General features: G+C 63.6%; 22 protein-coding genes. 8 read left to right on the forward strand and 14 right to left on the reverse strand.

Annotated elements, in window-relative coordinates; translation table 11 throughout:
• Window positions 1–7: 7 nt before the first annotated feature.
• The 4 genes from M8523_RS07895 to M8523_RS07910 form a co-directional block, all read right to left on the reverse strand.
• Window positions 8–691 carry an ABC transporter ATP-binding protein gene (locus tag M8523_RS07895; RefSeq protein ID WP_282584305.1) on the reverse strand — a complete coding sequence of 228 codons (684 nt, stop codon included), beginning with the start codon at window positions 689–691 and terminating at the stop codon, window positions 8–10.
• Window positions 691–1,914 (reverse strand): lipoprotein-releasing ABC transporter permease subunit, encoded by a 1,224-nt coding sequence (locus tag M8523_RS07900; protein ID WP_282584539.1) that lies wholly within the window; start codon window positions 1,912–1,914, stop codon window positions 691–693. Before M8523_RS07900 ends, M8523_RS07895 begins: the two co-directional genes overlap by 1 nt.
• An 85-nt stretch (window positions 1,915–1,999) precedes the next feature.
• Window positions 2,000–3,331 (reverse strand): proline--tRNA ligase, encoded by a 1,332-nt coding sequence (gene proS / locus M8523_RS07905; protein ID WP_282584306.1) that lies wholly within the window; start codon window positions 3,329–3,331, stop codon window positions 2,000–2,002.
• Window positions 3,332–3,907: 576 nt separating this feature from the next.
• Window positions 3,908–4,531 (reverse strand): YciE/YciF ferroxidase family protein, encoded by a 624-nt coding sequence (locus M8523_RS07910; RefSeq protein ID WP_282584540.1) that lies wholly within the window; start codon window positions 4,529–4,531, stop codon window positions 3,908–3,910.
• Between the two features lie 252 nt (window positions 4,532–4,783).
• Here M8523_RS07910 and M8523_RS07915 point away from each other — a divergent pair, with 252 nt between their 5' ends.
• A complete protein-coding gene (locus M8523_RS07915; protein WP_282584307.1) occupies window positions 4,784–5,503 on the forward strand; it encodes a Crp/Fnr family transcriptional regulator in 720 nt (239 codons plus the stop codon).
• Entirely contained in the window at window positions 5,503–7,311 is a 1,809-nt protein-coding gene (recQ, locus tag M8523_RS07920) for a DNA helicase RecQ (RefSeq protein WP_282584308.1), read from the forward strand. The genes M8523_RS07915 and recQ overlap by 1 nt, the downstream gene beginning before the upstream one ends.
• A gap of 24 nt (window positions 7,312–7,335) precedes the next feature.
• Here the strand turns inward: recQ and M8523_RS07925 are convergent, their stop codons facing one another.
• Entirely contained in the window at window positions 7,336–7,728 is a 393-nt protein-coding gene (locus M8523_RS07925; protein WP_282584309.1) for a VOC family protein, read from the reverse strand.
• A gap of 34 nt (window positions 7,729–7,762) precedes the next feature.
• Window positions 7,763–8,506 (reverse strand): SDR family oxidoreductase, encoded by a 744-nt coding sequence (locus M8523_RS07930; RefSeq protein ID WP_345894231.1) that lies wholly within the window; start codon window positions 8,504–8,506, stop codon window positions 7,763–7,765.
• A 291-nt stretch (window positions 8,507–8,797) separates the two neighbouring features.
• Here M8523_RS07930 and M8523_RS07935 point away from each other — a divergent pair, with 291 nt between their 5' ends.
• From M8523_RS07935 to M8523_RS07945, 3 genes are read left to right on the forward strand one after another with little or no spacing between them, the layout of a single operon-like run.
• Entirely contained in the window at window positions 8,798–9,007 is a 210-nt protein-coding gene (locus M8523_RS07935; RefSeq protein ID WP_282584310.1) for a CbtB domain-containing protein, read from the forward strand.
• A 12-nt stretch (window positions 9,008–9,019) separates the two neighbouring features.
• Window positions 9,020–9,793 (forward strand): CbtA family protein, encoded by a 774-nt coding sequence (locus M8523_RS07940; protein WP_282584311.1) that lies wholly within the window; start codon window positions 9,020–9,022, stop codon window positions 9,791–9,793.
• Between the two features lie 24 nt (window positions 9,794–9,817).
• Complete coding sequence (locus M8523_RS07945; RefSeq protein ID WP_282584542.1) at window positions 9,818–10,390, forward strand: histidine phosphatase family protein; 573 nt, start codon at window positions 9,818–9,820, stop codon at window positions 10,388–10,390.
• A gap of 40 nt (window positions 10,391–10,430) precedes the next feature.
• Here the strand turns inward: M8523_RS07945 and M8523_RS07950 are convergent, their stop codons facing one another.
• The 4 genes from M8523_RS07950 to rhaS form a co-directional block, all read right to left on the reverse strand.
• A complete protein-coding gene (locus tag M8523_RS07950; RefSeq protein ID WP_428350164.1) occupies window positions 10,431–11,471 on the reverse strand; it encodes an ABC transporter permease in 1,041 nt (346 codons plus the stop codon).
• Between the two features lie 17 nt (window positions 11,472–11,488).
• Complete coding sequence (locus M8523_RS07955; RefSeq protein ID WP_282584313.1) at window positions 11,489–12,484, reverse strand: ABC transporter permease; 996 nt, start codon at window positions 12,482–12,484, stop codon at window positions 11,489–11,491.
• Window positions 12,481–13,992: a sugar ABC transporter ATP-binding protein gene (locus tag M8523_RS07960; protein WP_282584543.1), complete on the reverse strand. Its 1,512-nt coding sequence runs from the start codon at window positions 13,990–13,992 to the stop codon at window positions 12,481–12,483. Before M8523_RS07960 ends, M8523_RS07955 begins: the two co-directional genes overlap by 4 nt.
• 168 nt (window positions 13,993–14,160) lie before the next feature.
• Window positions 14,161–15,192, reverse strand: coding sequence for a rhamnose ABC transporter substrate-binding protein (gene rhaS / locus M8523_RS07965; protein ID WP_282584314.1), 1,032 nt, complete (start codon window positions 15,190–15,192; stop codon window positions 14,161–14,163).
• Between the two features lie 547 nt (window positions 15,193–15,739).
• On the opposite strand from rhaS, the gene M8523_RS07970 reads away from it, so the two are divergent.
• Complete coding sequence (locus M8523_RS07970) at window positions 15,740–17,536, forward strand: NAD(P)-binding domain-containing protein (protein WP_282584315.1); 1,797 nt, start codon at window positions 15,740–15,742, stop codon at window positions 17,534–17,536.
• A 514-nt stretch (window positions 17,537–18,050) separates the two neighbouring features.
• Here M8523_RS07970 and M8523_RS07975 read toward each other — a convergent pair.
• The gene (locus M8523_RS07975) at window positions 18,051–19,007 is read right to left on the reverse strand and encodes an aromatic alcohol reductase (RefSeq protein ID WP_282584316.1); all 957 of its coding nucleotides are present in this window, start codon (window positions 19,005–19,007) and stop codon (window positions 18,051–18,053) included.
• Between the two features lie 68 nt (window positions 19,008–19,075).
• Between M8523_RS07975 and M8523_RS07980 the strand changes: the two genes are divergently transcribed.
• On the forward strand, window positions 19,076–19,513 hold the full coding sequence (locus tag M8523_RS07980; RefSeq protein WP_282584317.1) for a winged helix-turn-helix transcriptional regulator: 438 nt from the start codon (window positions 19,076–19,078) through the stop codon (window positions 19,511–19,513).
• 231 nt (window positions 19,514–19,744) lie between these two features.
• Here the strand turns inward: M8523_RS07980 and M8523_RS07985 are convergent, their stop codons facing one another.
• Complete coding sequence (locus M8523_RS07985; RefSeq protein WP_282584318.1) at window positions 19,745–19,993, reverse strand: hypothetical protein; 249 nt, start codon at window positions 19,991–19,993, stop codon at window positions 19,745–19,747.
• A gap of 177 nt (window positions 19,994–20,170) precedes the next feature.
• On the opposite strand from M8523_RS07985, the gene dinB reads away from it, so the two are divergent.
• Window positions 20,171–21,259 (forward strand): DNA polymerase IV, encoded by a 1,089-nt coding sequence (gene dinB, locus M8523_RS07990; protein ID WP_282584319.1) that lies wholly within the window; start codon window positions 20,171–20,173, stop codon window positions 21,257–21,259.
• 30 nt (window positions 21,260–21,289) lie between these two features.
• On the opposite strand, the gene M8523_RS07995 is transcribed toward dinB, so the two are convergent.
• Together M8523_RS07995 and M8523_RS08000 are read right to left on the reverse strand one after the other, a co-directional pair.
• Window positions 21,290–22,171: an aldo/keto reductase family oxidoreductase gene (locus tag M8523_RS07995; protein WP_282584320.1), complete on the reverse strand. Its 882-nt coding sequence runs from the start codon at window positions 22,169–22,171 to the stop codon at window positions 21,290–21,292.
• Between the two features lie 167 nt (window positions 22,172–22,338).
• Window positions 22,339–23,304 carry a transglutaminase family protein gene (locus M8523_RS08000; RefSeq protein ID WP_282584321.1) on the reverse strand — a complete coding sequence of 322 codons (966 nt, stop codon included), beginning with the start codon at window positions 23,302–23,304 and terminating at the stop codon, window positions 22,339–22,341.
• Window positions 23,305–23,523 lie beyond the last annotated feature (219 nt).

The following is a 23,523-nucleotide window of genomic DNA, read 5'->3' on the forward strand; positions in this document are numbered from 1 at the left end:
CGGCACCTCACCCCATCTCCACCACAACCCCATCCGCCAGCGTCACGCGCCGGTCCATGCGGGCCGCCAAATCAAGGTTGTGCGTGGCGATGAGGGCCGCGAGACCGGTAGCCTTCACCAGTGTCGTCAGCGTCTCGAACACGTGGTCGGCGGTCTTGGGATCGAGGTTGCCGGTGGGCTCGTCGGCCAGGAGCAGGCCGGGCGCGTTGGCGACCGCGCGCGCGATGGCGACGCGCTGCTGTTCGCCGCCCGACAGCTCCGCCGGGCGATGCGAGACGCGCTGACCAAGGCCGAGATAGGCGAGGAGTTCGGTGGCACGCTTGGTGGCCTCCGGTCGCGTGAGGCCGTTAATCATCTGCGGCATCATGACGTTTTCGAGCGCTGAGAATTCGGCCAGCAGGTGGTGGGCCTGGTACACGAAGCCGATCCGGGTGCGCCGCATCGCCGTACGGGCCGAGTCGTTCATCGCGGCGGTCGGCTCGTCGCCGATCATCACCTCGCCCTTGTCGGGTCGCTCCAGGAGCCCTGCCATGTGCAGCAGGGTCGATTTGCCGGCACCCGACGGGGCCACGAGGGCGACGGACTGTCCAGGCCAAAGCGTCAGGCTCGCGCCGCGCAGGATCGTCAGGGTCGACTCGCCCTGTTTGTAGTGCCGCTCGACCCCGTCGAGCACGAGAGCGGAATCGGCCATCACTCGTACCGAAGGGCTTCGACGGGATCGAGGGTCGCGGCCCGCCACGACGGGTAGATGGTGGCGAGTAGCGACAGAGCGAGCGTCAGCAACGTCACGGCCAGAACGTCGCCGGGTTCGACCACGGAGGGCAGACGCGAGAGAAAGTAGAGCTCGGAGGGGAACAGGTTGGTGCCGAGCAGCCAGTTGAGCCCGGAGCGGATCGACTCGATGTTGTGCGCAACCAGCAGCCCGAGGATCAGCCCGGCCAGCGTGCCCGCGATGCCGATCGAAGCGCCGGTCATCAGGAAGATGCGCAGGATGGCGCCCCGCGTCGCCCCCATGGTGCGCAGGATGGCGATGTCCGGCCCCTTGTCCTTCACCAGCATGATGAGACCCGAGACGATGTTCAGGGCCGCCACCAGCACGATCAGCGTCAGGATGACGAACATCACGTTGCGTTCGACTTGCAGGGCGTCGAAGAAGGTTTTGTTGCGCTGCCGCCAGTCGGTCATGATCATCGGCCGTCCGAGGACCCCGTCGATATCCTTGCGGACCTGGTCCATCCTGTCCGGGTGGTCGACGAAGACTTCGACCACGGTGGCCTCGCCCTCCTTGCCGAAATAAGACTGAGCCTCCGTCAGCGGCATGTAGACGAAGCTCGAATCGAACTCCGACATGCCGATGTTGAAGATGGCGGCCACGGGATAGCTCTTGATGCGCGGCGCGACACCGAACGGCGTTTGCGCACCCTTGGCGGTCAGGACCGAGATCGTGTCGCCGATCCGCAGCGACAGGGCTTCCGCCAGCCGTTGGCCGATCGCAAGGCCGCCGCCCTGGTCGAATCCATCGAGGGAGCCGAGCGTGATATGGCCCACGATCCCGGGTAGCCGCTTGAGGTCGTTCTCGCGGATGCCGCGGATCAGGGCGCCGGCCTGATTGTATTGCGAGGAGACGCCCGCCGCCCCCTCGATCATGGGGATGACGAGCTTCACGCCCGGCACCTTGGCGACACGGTCATCGACCGCATCGAAATCGGTCAGTGGCGTCTCGACGCCTTGCAGGAAGATGTGACCATTGATGCCGACGATCTTGTCGAGCAGCTCGGCTCGAAAACCGTTCATCACCGACATCACCACAATGAGGGTCGCGACGCCCAACATGATGCCGAGAAACGAGAATGCCGCGATGACCGAGATGAAGCTGCGCTCCCGGCGTGCCCGTAGATAGCGCAACGCCACCATCCACTCGAACGGTTGGAACAGCTTGAGCAGGGAACGTCTCGGAAGGGCCTGCGGCAGGCGGCCCGCCTCTGCGGTGTGCGTCAAATCAGGGCTCCCGGCCCGTCAGGCGGACAAGACAATCGTCGACGCTCACGAGGTCGCGGGCGCCCGTTCGTCGGTTCTTCAATTCGACCTTGCCTTCCGCCAGGCCCTTCGGCCCGACGATCACCTGGTTCGGGAGTCCGATCAGATCCATGGTGGCGAATTTGGCACCCGGCCGCTCGTCGCGATCATCGTAGAGCACGTCGATGCCGGCCGCCGTCAAGGCCTTGTAGATCTTTGCGCAGGCGGCGTCCGTCGTCCCATCGCCGACCTTGAGGTTGGCAATGCCGACCTGGAAGGGCGCCACCGCATCGGGCCAGATTATGCCGGCCTCGTCGTGTCCGGCTTCGATCAGTGCCGCCACAACCCGGCTCGGGCCGATGCCATAGGAGCCCATGTGGACCGGCACGTCCTTGCCGTCGGGACCGTTGACGGTTGCTTTCATGGGCGCCGAATACTTGGTTCCGAAGTAGAAAATATGGCCGATCTCGATCCCTCGGGCCGAGACTTTCGCATCGGCCGGCAGGGCCTCGAAAGCCGCCGCATCATGCTTTTCGGACGTCGCCGCATAGAGCGACGTCCACTTGTCGACGATCCCCTGCAGGCCCGCCACATCGTCGAAATCCACATCGGCCGCCGGGGGTGTGAACCCGAGATAATCCTTGTGGCAGAACACCTCGCTCTCGCCGGTCGACGCGAGGATCAGAAACTCGTGGCTGAGATCGCCGCCGATCGGGCCCGTGTCGGCCACCATCGGGATGGCTTTCACGCCGAGTCGCGCGAAGGTGCGCAGATAGGCCACGAACATCTTGTTGTAGGAGTGCTTCGCACCCGCATAGTCGAGGTCGAACGAATAGGCGTCCTTCATCAGGAACTCGCGCGACCGCATCACGCCGAAGCGTGGCCGCACCTCGTCGCGAAATTTCCATTGGATATGGTAGAGGTTGAGCGGCAGGTCTTTGTAGGAGCGGACGTTCGAACGGAAGATGTCTGTCACCATCTCCTCGTTGGTCGGGCCATAGAGCATGTCGCGCTCATGCCGGTCCTTGATGCGGAGCATCTCCTTGCCGTAATCCTCATAGCGACCGGATTCGCGCCACAGGTCGGCGGATTGCACGGTCGGCATCATGATTTCGAGCGCGCCGGACCGATTCTGCTCCTCGCGGATAATGGCGTTCACCTTGTTCAGAACCCGCAGTCCGAGCGGCAGCCAGGCGTAGATGCCGGCCGCCTCCTGTTTGATCATGCCGGCGCGAAGCATCAGCCGATGCGACACGATCTCGGCCTCCTTGGGATTTTCGCGGAGGATCGGCAGAAAATATCGGCTGAGGCGCATCAATGAACTCGAGGATCGGGACGGGCGCGCACCGCGCGCCACAAGCCCTGGCAACATGCGCCGCTTCCCGCGAGGCGGCAGATGCCCGCAAAACACAAAAGCAGGTCCGGCGCAACGATCGGTTAACGCCACCGTCGCGAACGGCTCAAAATTTACTCAGCCGCCATCCAACTGCGGCAAAAACCCGGCATTCAGGCGTTGCAATGTGCATCAGCTCTTCTACAATCGCCATGTGTTGAGCGTCGCGCCGCTGGCGAGACGCCACCGCCGTCCAAGTCTTGGGAGGGACTGAGCGGCACCACTCGGGTCGAGTAACGACATTCCGTGGCATGAAGCGCTGCGGAGAGAAGTGGGCATGTTTGTCTCGCAAGGTCTGACGATGTCAGACCTTGCTTTTTCAAAATCTTTCCGTTGCAGGGCTGCCGTCAGGCGAGGTCCGTCCAGGCCAAAAAACGCGGCGCCTGGGGCCAAACTTTGACCTCGGCGCCGCTTTGAGATGCAAGACGATGATCCCGTGTCGATCGGCCGAGTTTCAGAAGTGCGGCCGACGACAGGGATGAAGCGAAGACGGCCTGGTTAAGCCGCTTTTGCCTTCGGGGTCTTCTTGGCCGGAGCCTTGCCGCCGTCATCCTGTTTTGCCAATTTCGCATTGGCCTCGCGGTCTTCCTCGGCCTCCTCGCTCTCGTCTCCATCGTCTGATTCACCCTGGCCGCCCTGGGCATTGACGGCCGATTCGGCGATCTGCGTCAGCTTCTCGTCCGCGGCTTTCTCCTCCTGCAGGGTCTCGTCGAGGAGCTTGGCCGCATCAGCCATGCCGAGCTGGTTGGCCCAGGTCTTCAGCATGCCGTATCGCGCGATCTCGTAATGCTCGACCGCCTGGGCGCATCCAATCAGCACGGCATCTGCCGCCGCAGTGCCTCCGAAATCTTCGAGGTCTTCTTGCATCTCGTGAACGATGCCCTGCATGGCTTCACATGTCTTGGCACGTGCCGGCTTCCCGAGAATTTCGAAAACCTGTTCGAGACGCTCCACCTGATGGGCACTCTCGTCACGATGCTCTTCGAAGGCCTGCTTCAGCTCGCTCGCCTTCGCGGCCTTCGCAGACTTCGTCAAAGCACGGACGGATTGCTTCTCGGCGTAATACACATCCTTGAGGGTCTCATAAAAGGCATCTGACAGGGTCTTTTCCTTAGCCATGATCAACTCCAACGTCGCTGCGGGGCGGTTTCTGCCGCACCTGGGATGACAAGATCGCACCACGTCCCGACGGAGCCCGCGTCTCCTGGATGAAGACAGAGGGCTCGTTCAAATGCGGGGGGCACGATCGTCGCCGACTCAACGAACGTCCTCCCTGTCCGTTCACTGCGACCAGGAATGATTCACGCTAACATTCGTTATCGAATAGAAAGGAGAGCCATTCTCCTTTGTGACCTGAACCTCTATTCTGTCCCCATGCCGAACCCGCTGATTCAGAAGCTCGAAGCCCGTGACACCTTGTTGCCCGGAGAACGGGAGGCGTTGGAGCGGATCGTGGTTCGGTCCCGAACGTGTCGCTTCGGCGAGATCATGGTCCGCGAGGACGAGCATCTGAACGAAAGCACGCTGTTGCTGCAAGGCTTCGCGGCCCGGGCCAAAACCTTGCGAAACGGCAAGCGGCAGATTGTTGCGGTCCATGTCACCGGTGATTTCGTGGACCTGCACAGTTTCGTCCTGAAGCGCATCGACCATTCCATCGTGGCCCTGACGCCCTGCCGGATCGCCAATGTGGCCCACCGGGATCTCGAAGCCATTACCGAGAATTTTCCGCACCTCACGCGGCTTTTGTGGCTCAGCACGGTCATCGATGGGGCCATCCATCGGGCTTGGCTGGCTGCCATGGGGGGGCGGTCGGCCGCCGGCCAATTGGCACATTTTATCTGCGAGATGTTTCTCCGGCTGAAAGCGATCGGTCACACCGACGGCAACAGCATGGTGCTGCCTTTCACGCAGCCGGAACTTGGTGACATTCTGGGTCTGTCCAGCGTCCATGTGAACCGCGTCTTGCAAGGCTTGCGAAGTGACAATCTGATCCGCTGGCAGGATCAGTCGATCACCATTCTGGATTGGGACGGCCTGACTCGGACGGCTGAATTCGATCCGACCTATCTGTCGCTCCAGAAGGAGCCGCGCTAGTGGCGCGCGAGCGGGATCCGCTCGATGTCCTGCGCACCACCTTCGGACACCAGGCCTTTCGGGGCCGCCAGAGCGAGGTCGTGTCGCATCTGATCGGCGGCGGCGATGCCGTGGTGCTGTTCCCGACCGGCGCCGGCAAATCGATGTGCTATCAGGTGCCCGCCTTGTGCCGGTCCGGCACCGGCATCGTTGTGTCGCCGCTCATCGCCTTGATGCGCGATCAGGTGGAGGCGCTGCGCCAGGCCGGCGTCAACGCGGGGGCGCTCAACTCGATGATCGCCCCTGACGAGGCTGCCCGGGTGCGCCGCGATTTCGCGGCCGGAACCCTGGAGCTGCTTTATGTGGCGCCCGAGCGGCTGTTCAGCGAAGGTTTTCTCGACTTTCTAGGCACCGGCACCATCGCGCTCTTCGCGATCGATGAGGCGCATTGCGTCTCGGCCTGGGGGCATGATTTTCGTCCCGAATACCTGCAACTGGCCGCCCTCAAAGACCGCTTCCCCGGCGTGCCGCGTGTGGCCCTGACCGCGACCGCCGACCCCCAGACCCGCGACGACCTGCGGGTGCGGCTGCGGCTTGAAGATGCGCCAGTCTTCGCCACGAGCTTCGACCGGCCAAATATCCGCTATTCGATCGTCGAGAAGGATCAGCCGCGCCGTCAGCTTCTGCAGTTCCTGAAGCCGCACGTCCGGTCGAGCGGCATCGTCTATTGTCTTAGCCGCAAGAAGGTCGAGGAGGTGGCCTCCTTCCTGAGCGACAATGGGATTCGGGCTCTGCCCTATCACGCCGGCCTCGACCGCGCCGTGCGCGATGGCAACCAGGATGCCTTCCTGAAGGAAGACCGGCTCTGCCTCGTCGCCACCGTGGCCTTCGGCATGGGCATCGACAAGCCGGATGTGCGCTACGTGGCGCATATGGACCTTCCTGGCTCAGTCGAGGCCTATTATCAGGAGACCGGGCGTGCGGGTCGCGACGGCGCCCCGTCCGACGCCTGGATGAGTTACGGCATGGCTGACGTGGTGCAGCGCCGTCGCATGATCGACGAGGGTCAGTCGCCCGAGGAGGTGAAGCGGGTCGAACGCGGCAAGCTCAGCGCACTGCTTGGCATCTGCGAGACGGCCGGGTGTCGGCGCCAGGCGCTGCTTGCCCATTTCGGCGAGGTCCATTCGGGACGTTGCGGCAACTGCGACACCTGCCTCAATCCTGTCGAGACGATCGACGGCACTGTCGTGGCGCAGAAGCTCATGTCGGCCATCTACCGCACGGGAGAACGCTACGGCGCCGGGCATGTGATCGACGTGTTGCGCGGTAACAAGACCGAAAAGGTCGCCAAGGCCGGCCACGATGCCTTGCCGACGTTTGGGGTGGGTAAGGACCGTGATCAGCGTTCCTGGTTGTCGGCGATCCGCCAATTGTCCGTGGCCGGGCTTGTGCAGGTGGACCATGCCTTCGGCACGTTGAAGCTCGGGGAGGGTGCCCGCGCGGTACTGCGCGGCGAGCGGAGCCTGGAACTCCGGCGCGAACGCTCCGGCAAAGCGGCCTCGACCGCAAAGCAGCCGGCCGAGACGCTGCCGGCGGAAGCCGACCAGCTTTTCCAGGCACTGCGGGCCGAGCGCGCCCGCCTGGCCCGTGCGCAAGGCCTACCGCCCTATGTGGTGTTTCATGACACGACACTGGTCGCCATGGCGACGCGGCGGCCCTCGACCCTGGACGATCTCGGCGGGATTCCGGGCGTCGGCAGCGCCAAGCTCGCGCGCTATGGCGCCGCATTTCTGGCCGTCATTCAAGACAACCTTCCGCTGGACGTATAAGACCCACCCGTTGAGGTCGGCCCGTCAGGGGCTTGGCGCGGGTGGCATCGGCGTCATCCAGGCCATGAAGGCGCCCCCCGGCGCGCGCAAAAGGCCGATGCGGCCGACGCCAGTGATCGTCCAAGGCGCCCGCACGATCGTGCCTCCGGACTCGACGGCGAGCGTCATCCGATGATCCACATCATCGACGCCGATATAGGTGAGCCAATGGTCCGGCACGCCTTCAAATTGCGGTGCATTCAGCGAAAACATGCCACCAACCCGTTCGCCGCCATTCATGATGATGCCGTAGGTGTAGCCGCCCTCCATCGGCATGTCCTCGACACGCCAGCCCAGGGCCTTCGCATAGAATGTCTTGGCGGTTTCGGGATCGCGGGTGTTGAGTTCGCTCCAGATTACGCGTCCATGTGCGTCCATCTTCGGGGTCCCCTCCAGTTCGGCTCGATGATGCTCAACCCAGATACATCCTGTTCCAGGTCGGGCTGATCACCACCTCATTGATGCAGACCGAGGCGGGCCGGCTTGCAATATAGAGGATCAGGTCGCCGAGGTCATCCGGCTGCAGCATGCGGCCTCGGTCCTCGGCCGAGGGCGGCACGGGGCGGCTGTCGAGGATCGGGGTGGCGACTTCGGCCGGCAGCACGGCGGTCGAGCGGATGCCGTTCTTGTATTCCTCCATGTTCAGGCTCTGGCTCATGGCCACGACGGCGTGTTTGGCGGCCGTGTAGCTCGCGCCGCTAACCGGCCCGATGAATTTCCCGGCCCACGAGGCCGTGTGGATCAGCACACCATCGCGCTGGGCGCGCATCATGGGCAGAGCAGCGACCGTGCAGTAGAAGGCCGCCGAAAGGTTGCCGTGGATCACGGTATCGATTCCCTCGGGCGTCAACTGGTCCCAGCGCCTCTCGCGGATGTTGGTGCCGGCATTGTTGACCAGGATGTCGAGCCGGCCGAAGCGCTCGCGGATCGCCTCGACGATCGTAGCCGCAGTGCCGGCCAGGGTGAGATCGCCGGTGGCGACAGCGGCTGTTTGGCGCGCAGCGCCGATGCGGTCTGCCACGGCATCGAGCGGCTCGCGTCGCCGACCCGTGAGCATCACCTTGGCCCCCGCACCCGCCAAGGCCAGGGCCGCAGCCTCGCCGATGCCGCTTCCGGCTCCGGTCACCCAGGCGACTTTGCCCGAAAGATCTTTCATGATGAGTCTCCCGATTGGTAGAACAAGTTGTGCTCAAGTGAGGACGACGGGCGCCGGCCGGAGAGCCTGTCGGGGCAACCGGTGCCTGAGTCTGGACATAAGCCGGCGGCTCCGGATTGACATCGCACCGCTGCCCTCGCATGGTCACTGCGGCATCCTTGCGGGATGCGGAAGCCGGTGCAAGCCCGGCGCGGTCGCGCCACTGTATTCTGCTCGCGAGAGTGGAGAGCCAGACCCCTCCCGCAATCAGACTGCTCTTGAACGGGACGCGAAATCCCAAGGAGATCGATGATGACGTCAGTTGCATTCCCGGCCAAATCCCGGCCCGCCGCCATTCCGGTCCGTCAGGTGCTTCCCTGGGCGATATTCGGTGGCCTTCTTCTCATGCTGGCCATCTATTTCGTTGGTGCCGAGGAAGGCGCGACCTCGCTGATCCGAGGCATGTATGTGCATGAATTCGTGCATGACGGCCGCCATCTGCTTGGGTTCCCCTGCCACTAAGGAGCCCGTCTTATGGTTGGAAACTTGCTGTTGCGCGGGATGCTGGCCGGTGTCCTCGCGGGCCTGATCTGTTTCTGCTTTTTGAAGGCCTTCGGCGAGCCTTCCGTCGATCGTGCGATCGCGTTTGAAGCCCAGATGGACGACGCAAAGGCCAAGGCGTCCATGCCCGGCATGGACATGCCGGCGGCGGCACCCGACGAAGAACTCGTGAGCCGGCCCGTCCAGGCGGGCCTTGGCCTGTTCACGGGCGTTGTCGTCTACAGCGCGGCCTTTGGCGGTCTGTTCGCGCTTGTCTTCGCGCTCGCCTACGGTCGCATGGGTGCTTTAGAGGCGAGGTCGGTCTCGGCCCTGCTGGCCGGCATGGGTTTCATCGCGGTCTATGTGCTTCCCAGTCTCAAATATCCCGCCAACCCACCCTCGGTGGGGGAGCCCGAGACGATCGGAATGCGCACAGCGCTGTACTTCGCCATGATCGCACTTTCGCTCGCGAGCATGATCGGGGCGTCGATGCTGCACCGGCGGTTGCTCGCGCGACTCGGCGCCTGGGATGCCGCCGTGGTGGCGGGTGCGGCCTATCTCGTCGTGGTGACGGTCGTGGCCCTGCTGCTGCCATCCGTCAACGAAGTTCCCGCACAGTTTCCGGCCGTCGTGTTGTGGCAGTTCCGCATCGCTTCGCTGGGCGCTCAGCTGTTGATGTGGACGACGATCGGGCTGGTCTTCGGCCGGCTGGCACAGCAGCATCTAATGGCCGGCACGCCGCGCCTTGGAGCCGCTATCCGGGCCTGACGCGTGGTTCTGCGGTTGACGCTTGTGTGTCAGGCGCCGACGCGGGCCAATCGGATCGCATTGTTTCCCGCGGACGAACCTCTGGATGACCCGGGTCTCGAACAAGCCCGCGCCATGTCGGCGCGTTTCAATGACCGGGCGCGCTGTTTGAGAAGCCCTGCTTTGGCGGCGCAGCAGACGGCGGAAGCACTCCGCCTTCCGGCTGAGAGCGAGTCCGACCTCCGCGAGTGCGACTATGGCAGGTGGGCCGGTCGGTCCCTTGAAACCGTGCAGGCCGACGATCCCGTGGGCATGGCGCAGTGGCTTCGCGACCCGGCCAGTTGCCCTCATGGCGGCGAATCGTTGCTCGCCCTTCTGGCTCGGGTCGCGGCATGGCTCGACGGCCTTCGGGGGCAGTCCGATCAGATCGTGGCGATCACCCACGCGAGCGTCGTGAGGGCCGCTATCGTCGCCGCCCTTGGGTCTCCGCCTCCCGCGTTCTGGCGTATCGATATCGCGCCGCTGTCGGTGACGAAGCTGACCTGCAACGGCATACTTTGGACGTTGGTCGCGGCCAATGAACGGCTGCGACGTTCGGAGTTCAGCAGCCCGATCTGAGAGCGGCCAATTTGCCCCTGAATTCCACGTCCAACGGTCTCTAAAACCGCCCGAAGAACCGCCGGATGACGATCGGCGCCGCGATCGACAGGATCAGCAAGAGTCCGAGCAGCACGTTGATGACGATGCCGGGCACGTTCATGAGCGAGAGGCCGAAGGTCGCGAGGCCGAGCACGAAGACGGCCAGGACGACGCCGAGGATCGTGCCGACGCCGCCCGAGATGGCGACGCCGCCCAGCACCACCATGGTGACAACGTCGAGCTCCCAGCCGAGCGCGATATTCGGGCGGACGACGCCGATACGGGCGGTCAGGAGCACGGCCGCCAAGCCCGCCAGCAAGCCCGACAACGTGAAGAGCGCGAAGCGCAGCCGGTCGACCCTGATGCCGGCGAAGCGTGCCGCGACCGGATTGGCCCCTATGGCGAAAAGCTGCCGCCCGATCGCCGTGCCGTGCAGCACCACCCCGAACACGATCGCCAGCACCAGGAAGATCAGGAAGGACAGCGGCGTCGGCGGCATGGTGATGAAATAGGATTGGCCGAGCGCGAGGTAGCTGTCCGGATAGGTTGTCAGCGCCTGGTCGCCGAGCGTCACCTGGGCGATGCCGCGAAACAGCGACATGGTGCCGATGGTGATGACGATCGACGGCACTCCGGTGCGCGTGACCAAGAGGCCGTTCACGGCGCCACAGAGCAGCCCCACGCCAAGGCCAGCGAGGATCAGCAGGGGCGGCGCAACGCCATGCGCTGCCAGCGACCCGATCGCGAGCGCGGCCAGCGCCATGATGGCCGCGATGCTGAGGTCGATCTCCCGCACCAGGATCAATAGCGCCATGCCGAGCGCGATAATGGCCTTCTCGGAGAAATTATAAGTGGTGTCGGCCAGGTTGTAGAGATCGAGGAAATAGGGCGACAGCAGCGTATTGCCGATGATCACCGCCGCCAGCAGGATGACCAGGATGGTTTCCCAGCGCAGCAGAAAATCCGACAGGCGGCGCGGCGCACGATCCGCCACGGTGTAACGGGGCTTTGGCTGGGGAGCGGCGGCCGGCTGCGATGGGCGGAGCGCGAGGTCGGTCATGATCGGGGCCTCGCGCATCAGGCCCCCACCCGAGCGGCTTCACGCCGCGCGCGCGGCAGGATGAGCTTGTCGGGCCGTGCCTCGGCGCGGGCATTGATGATCACGGCGAGCAGGATCACGGCGCCCGAGATCGCCATCTGCCAGAACGGAGACACCTGCATCACCGGCAGTGCATTGACGATGAGGCCGATGAACAGCGCGCCGAGCAGCGTGCCGGCGACCGACCCGACGCCGCCGCCGATCGACACGCCGCCGATCACGCAGGCGGCGATCACGGTCAGCTCATAGCCCGTGGCGATCTCGACATAGGCGACGCCGTAGCGAGCCACCCACAGATAGCCGCTGAGACCCGCGACGGCGCCCGAGATCGCATAGGCGATGAGCTGCTGCCGACCGAGATCAATGCCGCAATAGCGCGCCGCGACCGGGTTGCAGCCGACCGCGTAGAGGCCACGCCCCGGCCGCGTGCGCGTCAGAAACAGCCAGCAGGCGACCGCAATCAACACGGCGATCCAGAAGATGCTGGAGAGGCCGAACACAGTCAGCTTCGGCAGCAGCTGGAAATTCGCGCCCATATTGGCGCCATCGACCTGCGCGCCGCCGCCGATGACCACAATCATGCCGCGGAACACCGCCAGCGTGCCGAGCGTCACGACGATCGGCGGGATCTGCAGCGCCGCGACGAGCCCGCCATTGATCAGCCCGAGCCCCAGCCCGATCACGGTCGACAGAACCACAAACACGATGATGGGAAGGTCGGGGTGATGTTCGGCCACCATGGCGGTGAGCATGCCGGTCAAAGCCAGATTGGCCGCGACCGAGAGGTCGATGCCGCGCGTCAGGATGACGATCATCTGAGCGAGCGCCATCATGAACAGGAAAGCCGTGTCGTTCAGCACCGCCACGAACGTGTCGCGCGTGCCGAAGGCGGGTGCCACGATGCTGATGCCGATCACCATGACGGCGATGATGGCCGCCAGGATGATCTCGCGATAGGTGGCCAGCCGCTTCATGCCGCCACCGCCTGGTGATCGGCCCCTGTGGCCGCCGCGACGATCGCCTCCGCGCTCCAACCTGGGCCGCCCCGCGTGACGGCGGTGACCATCTGGCCCTCGTGCATGACGATGATTCTGTCGGCCAGCCCCATGACCTCCGGCAGCTCCGAGCTGACCAGGATCACGGCCAGCCCATCTTCGGCCAGTTCGCCGATAAAATCATGCACGGCGGCCTTGGAGCCGACGTCAATGCCCTTGGTCGGTTCGTCGAGGATCACGACCTTGGGCTTCGTGGCAAGCCATTTGGCGATCACCACCTTCTGTTGGTTGCCGCCGGACAATTCCCCAAGACGCTGCTCCCAATGCGCCGCCTTCACGGCAAGTCGGGTGCCGAGCATCCGGGTGGCGGCGCGTTCCGAGTTGCGCGACAGGAAGCCGTAGCGCACATGCGCGCCGAGTGAGGCGAGCGTCGTGTTTTCGCGGATTCCCAGTGGCAGCACGGCGCCCTGATGCTGCCGGTCTTCCGGCACATAGGCGATGCCGGCCGCGATCGCGTCCGCCGGGGCCTTGGCCACGAAGGGACGGCCCTCGAGCGTCACCCGTCCCCGCGTCGGCCGGCTCATGCCGAACAGGCATTGCATGACCTCCGATCGCCCGGCGCCGACGAGGCCGTAGAACCCGAGGATCTCGCGGCGTCGGAGCGTGAATCCGATATCCTCGAATTCTGTGGCGTTCGACAGGCCTTCGACCTCCAGCACCGTCTCACCGATGGTCAGGGCGCGCTTGGGGAAGATCTGGTCGACCGGGCGACCCACCATCAGGCGCACGAGATCGGGTTCGCGCACGTCACGGGTCAGTCCCTCACCGACCTTCTCGCCGTCGCGCAGGCAGACCCAACGGTCCGAGACCCGGAAGATCTCGTCGAACTTGTGCGAGATGAACAGGATGGCGTGGCCTTCCGCCTTGAGTTGGTCGACGATGCGAAACAGCTCCTGGATCTCGTGGGATGAGAGCGCCGCCGTCGGCTCGTCCATGATGATGACCTTGGCCTCATGACTTAGGGCCCGGGCGATCTCCACCATGTGCTGTTGGGCGACCGACAGGCGCTTCAGCTTGGTCTCCGGCTTGAAATCGGCGTCGATACGTTTCAGGAGCGCCGCCGTGCGTCGCCGGGCTTCCGCCCAATCGATCAAAGTCCCTCCCGGCATGTGGCCGGTGAAAATGTTCTCGGCGACAGTGAGTTCGTCGAACATCACCGTCTCCTGGTGGATTGCCGCGATCCCGGCCGCCCAGGCGTCGCGCGGCGAGGAGAAGTGCTTGGCCTCCTGGCCGACCGTCAAGCTCCCTTCGTCGGGGAGGTAGATGCCCGTCAGTGTCTTGACGATGGTCGATTTTCCGGCGCCGTTCTCCCCGATCAGAGCCGTGACCTGCCCCGGATAGAGACTGAAGCCGACATCGCTCAGCGCCCGGACACCGGGAAAGCTCTTGGAGATCCCGGCGAGGGTGAGGACGGGATCTGAGGGCATGAGGGGCCGGTTCAGGTGAAACAACGGGGTATTCTCCTTCTCCCGTGTGAACGGGAGAAGGTGGCCGGCAGGCCGGATGAGGGCCGCATCGAAGCCTGAGCAGACCCTCATCCGACCTTGCTTCGCAAGGCCACCTTCTCCCGCTCATGCGGGAGAAGGGCAAAGCGATCAGAAAATCTTGGCGAATTTCTCGACGTTGCTCTTGTCGAAGGTGAAGGGTTCGCCCATCACGGCTTCGCCGTCGTCACCGATCTTGGTTTCACCGAGCCTGCCCATTTTCACGGAGGTTCCGGGCTTGGCCGAAGCGCCGCCGAGAATGTCGGCCATGATCATGGTCGCGGCATAGCCGTAATCGACCGGGTTCCAGATCGCGAAGCTGTCGCAGGCGCCTTTCTCGACGGCGTCCTTCATCTCAGAGGGCAGGCCGAGTCCGGTGATGTAGACCTTGCCGATGAGGCCGCCGTCCATGATGGCCTTAGCGCCCGCCCGGATGCCGATCGTCGTGGGCGAGATTACGCCCTTCAGATTCGGGTGGGCTTTCACGAGCGCCTGCATCTCGCGATAGCTCTTGTCGTCCTGGTCATCGCCATAGACGGTCGCGACGAGCGGCATCTTGGCATATTCGGGCTTCTTCCACTCCTCCTTCATGGCGGCGATCCAGCTGTTCTGGTTCGTCATGGTGGAGGCGGCCGACAGGATCGCGACTTCGCCTTCGCCCTTCAGGGTCTTGGCGATCATCTGCACCTGCTTCGCACCGATCATCGGGGTCGAGGAGGCGCTGAGATGCATCAGGCGACCGCCCGTCGCGACCGCGGAGTCGAAGGAGATGACCTTGATACCCCTTTGCATCGCCTTCTTGCCCACGGGCACCAGCGCATTGGCGTCATCGGCCGCAATGATCAGGCCATCGACCTTCTGGGCGATCAGCGAGTCGAGAACGGCGATCTGGTCTTCGGCGGTGGGTTTTGTCGGCGCCGTATAGATGATCTCCATCCCGCCGAGTTGCTTGGCGGCTTCGTTGGCACCGTCCCGGCAGGCGTCGAAATAGGTGTTGCCGAGGTTCTTGACCACAAGCGCGATTCGCTTGTTCGCCGCGAATGCCGGCGTGCCGAACCCGAGCGGAAGCGCCGCGGCGGCCGAGCCGGCCGCGAGCACCTTGAGCAGGCGGCGTCGATCGGCCGTATAGCTGTTATCATTCATAGAGTGTGATCCTCCCTGCGATCCGCGGCACTTTTTTCACGCCGTTCTTGGTAGCATGTTAGAAAGCGCATCTGGCTGGGTCAATGTGTTTCGTGGACCGAGGCGGGCTGGACCTTGGCCGCCGCCGCCTCTGCCTTAGGTGATAAGAAGCCTCCGCAGGACCCCGAGTTGATGAAACGAATTTTCCTCGCCGCCACAGCGCTGCTGATCCTGCTCAGCCCCGCGATCGCACGAACCCATCGCAAGATCCCACAGCGTGGGACACCGATCATTGCGGGGCAGCCCGGGGTGCGCGTGAGCCCCAGTGGCAATGTCATCACCTCGCCACCCAATCTGCCATCTCGTGACACAAACGGTCGGGTGCGGCCACGGCATCACCGGATGGGGCCGCGCAGGAACATCATGCGATAGCGGACGCGGGATGCGTTGGCGTTACGCTCTCCCAGGGCCTTGAACTCGCCGGCTTCCCGTCGCAGGCTGAAGGAACGCGAACGCCAGAGAACGGCCCGCGGTACAACAAACAAAAACAGTTCAGGGACGGAGCATCATGGAGACCACGGACGCGACCCGCCGCATCTCGGCTTGGGTGTCAGCCTTCAATAGAGCCATGGAGGCGCGCGACATTCCGGGCGCCCTCGCGCTCTTCGATGAAGCTTGCTATTGGCGCGACCTCATCGCCTTCACCTGGAATCTCACGACGGCCGAGGGCAAGCCAGCCATCGAGTCGATGCTGAAGGCCACCTTGGCCGAGACGGCGCCGAACAGTTTCAAGGCTGATGGCAATGCCTCAGAGCAGGATGGCGTGACCGAAGGGTGGTTCACGTTCGAGACCGGCGTGTCGCGCGGGAAGGGCTATCTGCGACTCAAGGGCGACAAATGTTGGACGCTGCTGACCTCGATGGAGGAGCTGAAAGGGTTTGAGGAGAAAAAGGGTCGGCGGCGTGTGTTTGGGGCCGAACATGGCATCCACCGCGATCGTAAATCCTGGTTGGAGCGTAAGCAGGAGGAAGAAAGCCAGCTCGGCACCGAGACGCAGCCCTATGTGGTGGTGATCGGTGCCGGGCAGGGCGGTCTGGCGCTCGGCGCGCGCCTCAAACGGCTGGGCGTGCCCACCGTCCTGCTCGAGGCCAATGCCCGGCCTGGCGACAGCTGGCGCAAGCGCTACAAGTCGCTCTGCCTGCATGATCCGGTCTGGTATGACCACATGCCCTATCTCCCATTCCCCGATGATTGGCCGGTCTATTCGCCCAAGGACAAGATCGCCGACTGGCTGGAAATGTACGCCAAGGTGATGGAGCTCAACGTCTGGACCTCCACCACCTGCGAGAAGGCGACCTTCGACGAGGCGAGCGCCACGTGGACCGTCGAGGTGACGCGCGATGGTCGCCCCGTGACGCTGCACCCGAAGCATCTCGTCTTTGCGACCGGCATGTCGGGCCTGCCCAACATGCCGACCTATCCGGGCATGGAGCGCTTTCGCGGCGAGCAGCACCATTCGAGCCAGCACAAGAGCAGCGAGACCTTTCGGGGCAAGCGGGCCGTCGTGATCGGCTCCAACAATTCGGCCCACGACATCTGCGCCGACCTCTGGGAGAACGGGGCCGACGTGACAATGGTGCAGCGTACCTCCACCCACATCTCGACCTCGGATTCTCTGTTCCGCTTCGGCACCAGCCGGCTCTATTCGGAAGCGGCGCTCGAACGCGGCATCACCACCGACAAGGCCGACCTGATCAATGCCTCGATCCCCTACGGCCTGATGCATGAGTTCCACATGCCGACCGTCAAGGCCATCCGCGAACACGACGCGGAGCTTTACCGGCGGCTGGAGAAGGTCGGCTTCATGCTCGATTTCGGTGACGACGGGTCGGGCCTGCATATGAAATACATGCGGCGCGGCTCGGGCTACTACATCGACGTCGGCGCTTCGGAACTCATCGCCAATGGCGACATCAAGCTGAAGAGCGGCGTCGATGTGCGGGAGATCACCGAGACCGGCGTCGTGCTGAGCGACGGCTCGGAACTGGCCGCCGATCTCATCGTCTATGCCACGGGCTACGGCTCCATGAACGGGTGGGTGGCCCGGCTCGTGTCACCCGACATGGCCGACAAGGTCGGCAAGGTGTGGGGCCTCGGCTCCGACACCACCAAGGATCCGGGACCCTGGGAGGGCGAGCCACGCAACATGTGGAAGCCGACCCAGCAGGAGGGACTCTGGTTCCACGGCGGCAACCTGCATCAGTCGCGCCACTATTCGCAATATCTTTCGTTGCAGCTCAAGGCCCGCATGGAGGGGATACCCACGCCTGTGTACGGCAAGCCACCCGTGCATCATCGGGCGTAGGCGCATCTACGGAGGGGGGCGGTTTCGAGCTCATGGCTGTTGGCCACAGGGAAGCGCCTCTCCGGCCTTGGCCGGCAGGCGCGGAGATCCGTGTGGCCCGCGAGGCGGCCGAGGCACGCCGTTCCGTCATGCGCGAAGTGCGGTATGTCTTCCTGGGTCACAGACATCTTGCAATCCTCCGGATTGTCGGTGAGCAATGAGGGAGGAAGTGACCAGCTTGACCTCGCGGAGACCCGCATCGAATGGAGAGCGGCGATTCCGTTGTAGGTCGGCCCGTCTGCTTTCTCTCCATCACAGTTCATTCAATTGTTCGGTGCACGATCCCTGTTCCCGATGATCGAACCGCTCGCACTTTCCCGCCGCATGTTCTCATTCCGGAAGGTATTGTGATGTACACTTACTCTCCCTTGCGTAAGAACTCGCCGACGATTCATCAGCACCGGCTCGATGTAGCGCATCGACGTATGCAGATTGTGCGTCAATAAGAGGGATATAGCCTATGTAGGCTACATAATTACCCGCCACGACCTGGCGCAAGATTGGCGTCGATCCACGCGGCCACATCGGTGACAGGAATGGCGTGGCGCTGGTTGAACGTACCGTCCTTATTCCAGGCCACGCCGCGCCCTTGGGCAAACGCCGCGCGATACTTGCGCATCATGTTCTGTGGGTCTCGCGCCAGTTCTTCCATCAGAAATGGTACGGTCCATTCCGAACGGCTGAACGGGCGATGCAGAGCCGCTTCAAGTTTGTCGCCGACCTCTCCATAGGTCACGGTGTCGCCGGCCAGATACACGATCTCATTCCTGATGGTGGGTTCTACGAACACGATCTCGGCGGTCAGCGCTCCAATATCGTCAGGAGTTGTCAGTGTAACGGCGGTGTCGAGGCTGCCCAGCGCATGAACTTCGTTGTTTTTGAGGTCAACCACGCCGAATTCCGGCTCGAACAGATAACTCATGAACATGCCGGTCGAGATGATGACCCACTCGGTATCGGTCTGGGCACGCAGCAGTTCCCGCACGTCTAACTGTGCGTCGAAGATGTCCTGCGGACCGCCCCGACCGATCACGTCGAAATCGACACCGAACTGCCATGGGAAATAGCGGGGAATGCCCGACTGCAATGCGGTCTTCGCCAGCTTCATGGGCGTGTCGATCCCGGCGGCATAGCCGGCGCAACCGATCACCGTGTCATATTGTGCGAACTCCGATGCGAGATCATCGATCGAGCTTTTCACCAGATCCCCTATGACGATCTCTATTCCCAGGCTGCGGATTTCGGTGATGTCGCGTTGCTTGACCGGCACATCAGACTCGACTGCGCTGCCGCGCAGCAGCACGCTGATCTTCGCCCCTTTCACATCCTTTGCGCGGTGCGCCAAATTGCGCAGGACCGGGAGACCCAGTTCTCCAGCTCCCAGTACGAGGATATTACGGGACATAACGGCGGACATTGCTTCGTTCATCATTCCGGCCTGTTGGGAAATTCGTTGTCGCCTTGATCTGGCGATGCATCGCCGTCCAGGAAAGAAGGTACATGCGTGATACCGAGGTCAGATCGTTGAACCGAGACGGCATTCTCCGCTACTCCCAGACGGTCTGCGATGGCCTGAGGGACGATGATGACGGTCTGCGTCGCGAAGTCCTCGCCCATGCCGGCAGCCGCTGGTCGCTCGGCGTCATCCATACGCTTGGGGTGTATGGTCAACTACGTCACGCGGAAATCGGCAGGCGAATGCATGGCGTCACTCAACGGATGTTGACGCGTACGCTTCGCCAGTTGGAGCGTGATGGACTGGTTCTTCGTGTTGACTTTGGGGAGATGCCCCCCAGGGTTGAATATGAGCTCTCCGACACTGGCATGGAAATGCTTGTTCGCATGGTCCCGCTATGGACCTGGATCGTCGAGAATGCAGACCGCTTCCGGAAAGCCAGGAGGGCATTCGACAAGGCGCGGCTCGAAGAAAAGTCGTAGAACATTGGTGCGGGCGCGGGGCGCGTTCAGGGGAAGTTGTTTTTCCAACTGATAGTCGTTGCAGTGCTCCCAACGGAAAGCTGATATTTTCCGCCACGGCGGTATTGCCAACCACGCTCCCGATATCGGTCCGTCCGTTCACCACCATTCCTGGTCATTTGCCATGGCGCCACTGACGTCGGAGAAGGGTCGAACCAGGCCGCGCACAACCAATCCCTTCGGCTTCAGAGCTTAGCCCCGGCCCCCACCGGATCGCCGTGTCCGTGTGGACATGAACCAGGCAAGACCGAGGAGCAGCACTCCCAGCGGCACCAACAACACGATTTCCAGGATCGGGTGATCCGGCCGGCACGCGCTCTCGACACCCGTGCCCACGAAGCAGAGAACCATGAGAGCCAGGGTGCACAGCCACCCACGCCAGTCGACGACCGCAATCCGACCGAGGCTCTGCTCCTCGAACCAGTCGTCCTTGTCGCCCATCGGTGGAACACTCCGTGCTTGTCCCGGCCCCATGGGCCTGTCGGATGATTTTATCCTGAGGCGGGCGTCGCAACGGTCGAAGACTATCTCGGTCGTCGCCCGTGGCAAGCCGTTTCCACGCATCTCTGGCGCGACAGACCTCTTGACGCCGGCCCAAAATGTTCATCATCTGTTCCGATGAGCCCGGAGGTTGAACCCCAGCGCAAGATCATCCATGTCGACATGGATGCTTTCTACGCGTCGGTCGAGCAGCGCGACGACCCGGCCCTGCGCGGGCGCCCCATCGCGGTCGGCGGCGCGCGAGAGCGGGGGGTCGTGGCGGCGGCGAGCTACGAGGCGCGGACGTTCGGCGTGCGGTCGGCCATGCCGTCCGTGACGGCGCGGCGGCTCTGCCCCGACCTTACCTTCGTGCCGCCCCGCTTCGACGTCTACAAGGCGGTCTCGGGCGAGATCCGGTCGATTTTCGAGACCTATACGGATCTCGTCGAGCCGCTGTCGCTCGACGAGGCCTACCTCGACGTGACCGAGGACCGGGCACGGATGGGCTCGGCCACCGCCATCGCCGAGGCGATCCGGCGCCGCATCAAGACCGAGACGGGGCTGACCGCGTCCGCCGGCGTGTCGTACAACAAGTTCCTGGCCAAACTCGCGTCAGATCACAACAAGCCCGACGGTCTTTGCGTGGTGACACCTCGCCAGGGTCCCGATTTCGTTGCGGCGCTGCCGGTGTCGCGGTTCCACGGCGTCGGTCCTGTGACGGCCGCCAAGATGGCGCTGCTCGGGATCGCGACGGGAGCCGATCTCCGGGCGCAGAGCCTCGCCATGTTGAAGGAGCATTTCGGCAAGTCCGCCGATTATTACTTCTGGGCGGCTCGGGGACGAGACGACAGGCCGGTACGGGCGCATCGCGAGCGCAAGTCGATCGGCGCCGAACGGACCTTCTTCGAAGACCTCCGGGCGGAAGACGACCTGGTTGCCGCATTGCACCCCATCGCCGAGAAGGTGTGGGAGCGGGCCGCGCAGGGCGGCGCGTTGGGCCGTACTGTCACGCTCAAGGTCAAATATGCCGATTTCCGGCAAGTGACGCGCGCGCAAAGTCCCGGCGGTGCCGTAACATCGTTCGACACGCTCCGGGCAGCCGGGACGGGATTGCTGCTCGGCCTTTGTCCCGTCGAGCGCGGCGTGCGTCTGCTGGGGCTGACACTTTCGGGATTCGACCCGCTGCGCGGCTTTGCCGAGGAACAGCAGCTCGGCCTCGCCCTCTAAGCCCCCGGCGTATGCGCCGGGGAAGATCCCTCAGGCTGAAACGTGAGGCGTCGCGATCTGATCCAGGACCCGCATGGCGTCGTCCGGCAGTATGAGGTCGGCCGCCGCGAGGTTTTCCTCCAAATGTCGCACCGACGAGGTTCCCGGGATTAGCAGGATGTTGGGCGCGCGGCGGAGCAGCCAGGCCAGCGCCACCTGCATCGGCGTCGCGTCGAGGGTTGCGGCCACATCCGACAAGGCCGTCGACTGCAGGGGCGTGAACCCGCCGAGCGGGAAGAACGGCACATAGGCGGTGCCCGTGGCGGCGAGTTCGTCGATCAGGGCCTCGTCGTCACGATGCGCCAGATTGTAGAGGTTTTGCACGCAGACGATCTCGCAGATCCGGCGCCCCTCGGCGACCTGCGTAGAGGTGACGTTGCTGAGCCCAATGTGACGCACGAGGCCCTGCCGCTGAAGGTCGGCCAGGACCGTCAGCGGTGCCTCAAGCGAGCCCTCGACGGGATGGTGGGGATTGAACATGCTGCGCAAGTTGACCACGTCGAGCACATCGAGGACGAGATTGCGGAGATTGTCGTGCACCGCCTGGGTCAGTTCCTCACGCGACAGGGCGGGGAGCCAGGACCCGTCGGCACCACGCCGGGCGGCCACCTTGGTGACGATGACGAGATCCCGCGGATAGGGGTGAAGCGCCTCGCGGATAAGCTGATTGGTGATGTGCGGGCCGTAGAAGTCGCTCGTGTCGATATGGTCGACCCCGTGCGCCAAGGCGGCGCGCAGCACCGCAAGGGCGCCGTCGCGATCCTTCGGCGGCCCGAAGACACCGGGGCCTGCGAGCTGCATGGCACCGTAGCCCATCCGCTTCACCGTGCGGTCGCAAAGCTTGAATGTTCCGGCTGTGCTGATGTCGATCATGGACGTTCTCCTCTGGATCGACTCACATCTAGAGAGTTCTGCCTTGCCTGATAACGGGCCTCAATCGGCACAGGCTGTGCGCAAATTCGGACAATCAAGGTCCTGTCCGGTTCTGAGGCAGCCTGGCCCCCTTCGTGCTCATGACCGAGCAAAGGGGTCTTCGGGTTTCAGGCAGGCTGCATCTGGCCTCTTGGCGGCGCATCGACGGCGGCCCCCACGACCGGAGTCAGCTCGGTCGACCCATCCAACGCCACTTCGGTTTTCATCTCGCGCACGTCGACCGAAACCTTCATGCCGAGATTGTCTTCCGACGCACCGTAGAACGTGCCCGAGAGCGGCAAGGCCTGCCGGGGGTCGCGCGCGACGGCGACCCGGATCAGATCGCGGTTGCCGACGATGCCATTGGTGGGATCGAATTCGACCCACCCGGCGCCGGGTAGATAGACCTGACACCAGGCATGCGTGTTGCCGCCGCCGACATGCTCCTCATCCGCGTCGCTCGGAACGTGCAGGTAGCCCGAAACGAACCGCGCCGCGAGGCCCAGGGAGCGAACAGCCTCCATCATAAGCACCGCGAAATCACGACACGTGCCCTTCGAGGTGTTCAAGGTGGTCAGCGGATCCTGCGTCCCCCGCTCGTGCCGGTGCGTGTAGGTGAAGCCCTCCTTGATCGCATAGGTCATGGTCATCAGAAGTTGGCCGGTGTCCGTCGCCCGCCCCGACCTCAGGAAGCGCTTCACCCATTTGTCGACCTTGTGGTCGGGATCGAGGAACTGCCGTTCGATCAGCCGCACGAGGTCGGGCATTTCCTCCGCCCCATAGGTGAAAGGGTAGGAGCGGGCGTAATCCTCGATCGAATAATCAGGGGCATTCAACGGCGTGTGATCGAGCACGATCGAGGAATCGAACAGCAATTGCGTGGCCTCACCCGAAAAATTCGCGATGGCGACGCAATTGCCGAAGACGTCGTGCAGCCAGCGAATCCGGCGTGGCTCGGGCGTAATCACGAGATCCGACGAAATCAGGCGCTGATCATAGCTGTCACGGGGACGAAACATGATGCGGTGATCGCCGAAGCGGACAGGCCGCTTGTAGTTGTATGTCGTAACATGCCGAACCGAAAGAACGGTCATGTGATCCTTCCCGATGGAGCGTCGTCATGAAAGCCAGCCCGTCAGGGCGGCTGCGACGGCATCCCACCCATTGGCGCTTCAAAAAACGGACCACGACGCCTGTTGCCTGAACACGCGTTCATGACACAGGAGAGGCTCCGACGCACCCACTCTGGCACGCCATCCCGTGTCTCTGCAGAGCTGCGTTGCATTCGTGTTCGAACGGCGGGTCCGAAGTAC

This window comes from Lichenifustis flavocetrariae (assembly GCF_026130545.1).
GTDB classification, from domain to species: Bacteria; Pseudomonadota; Alphaproteobacteria; order Rhizobiales; family Beijerinckiaceae; genus Lichenihabitans; species Lichenihabitans flavocetrariae.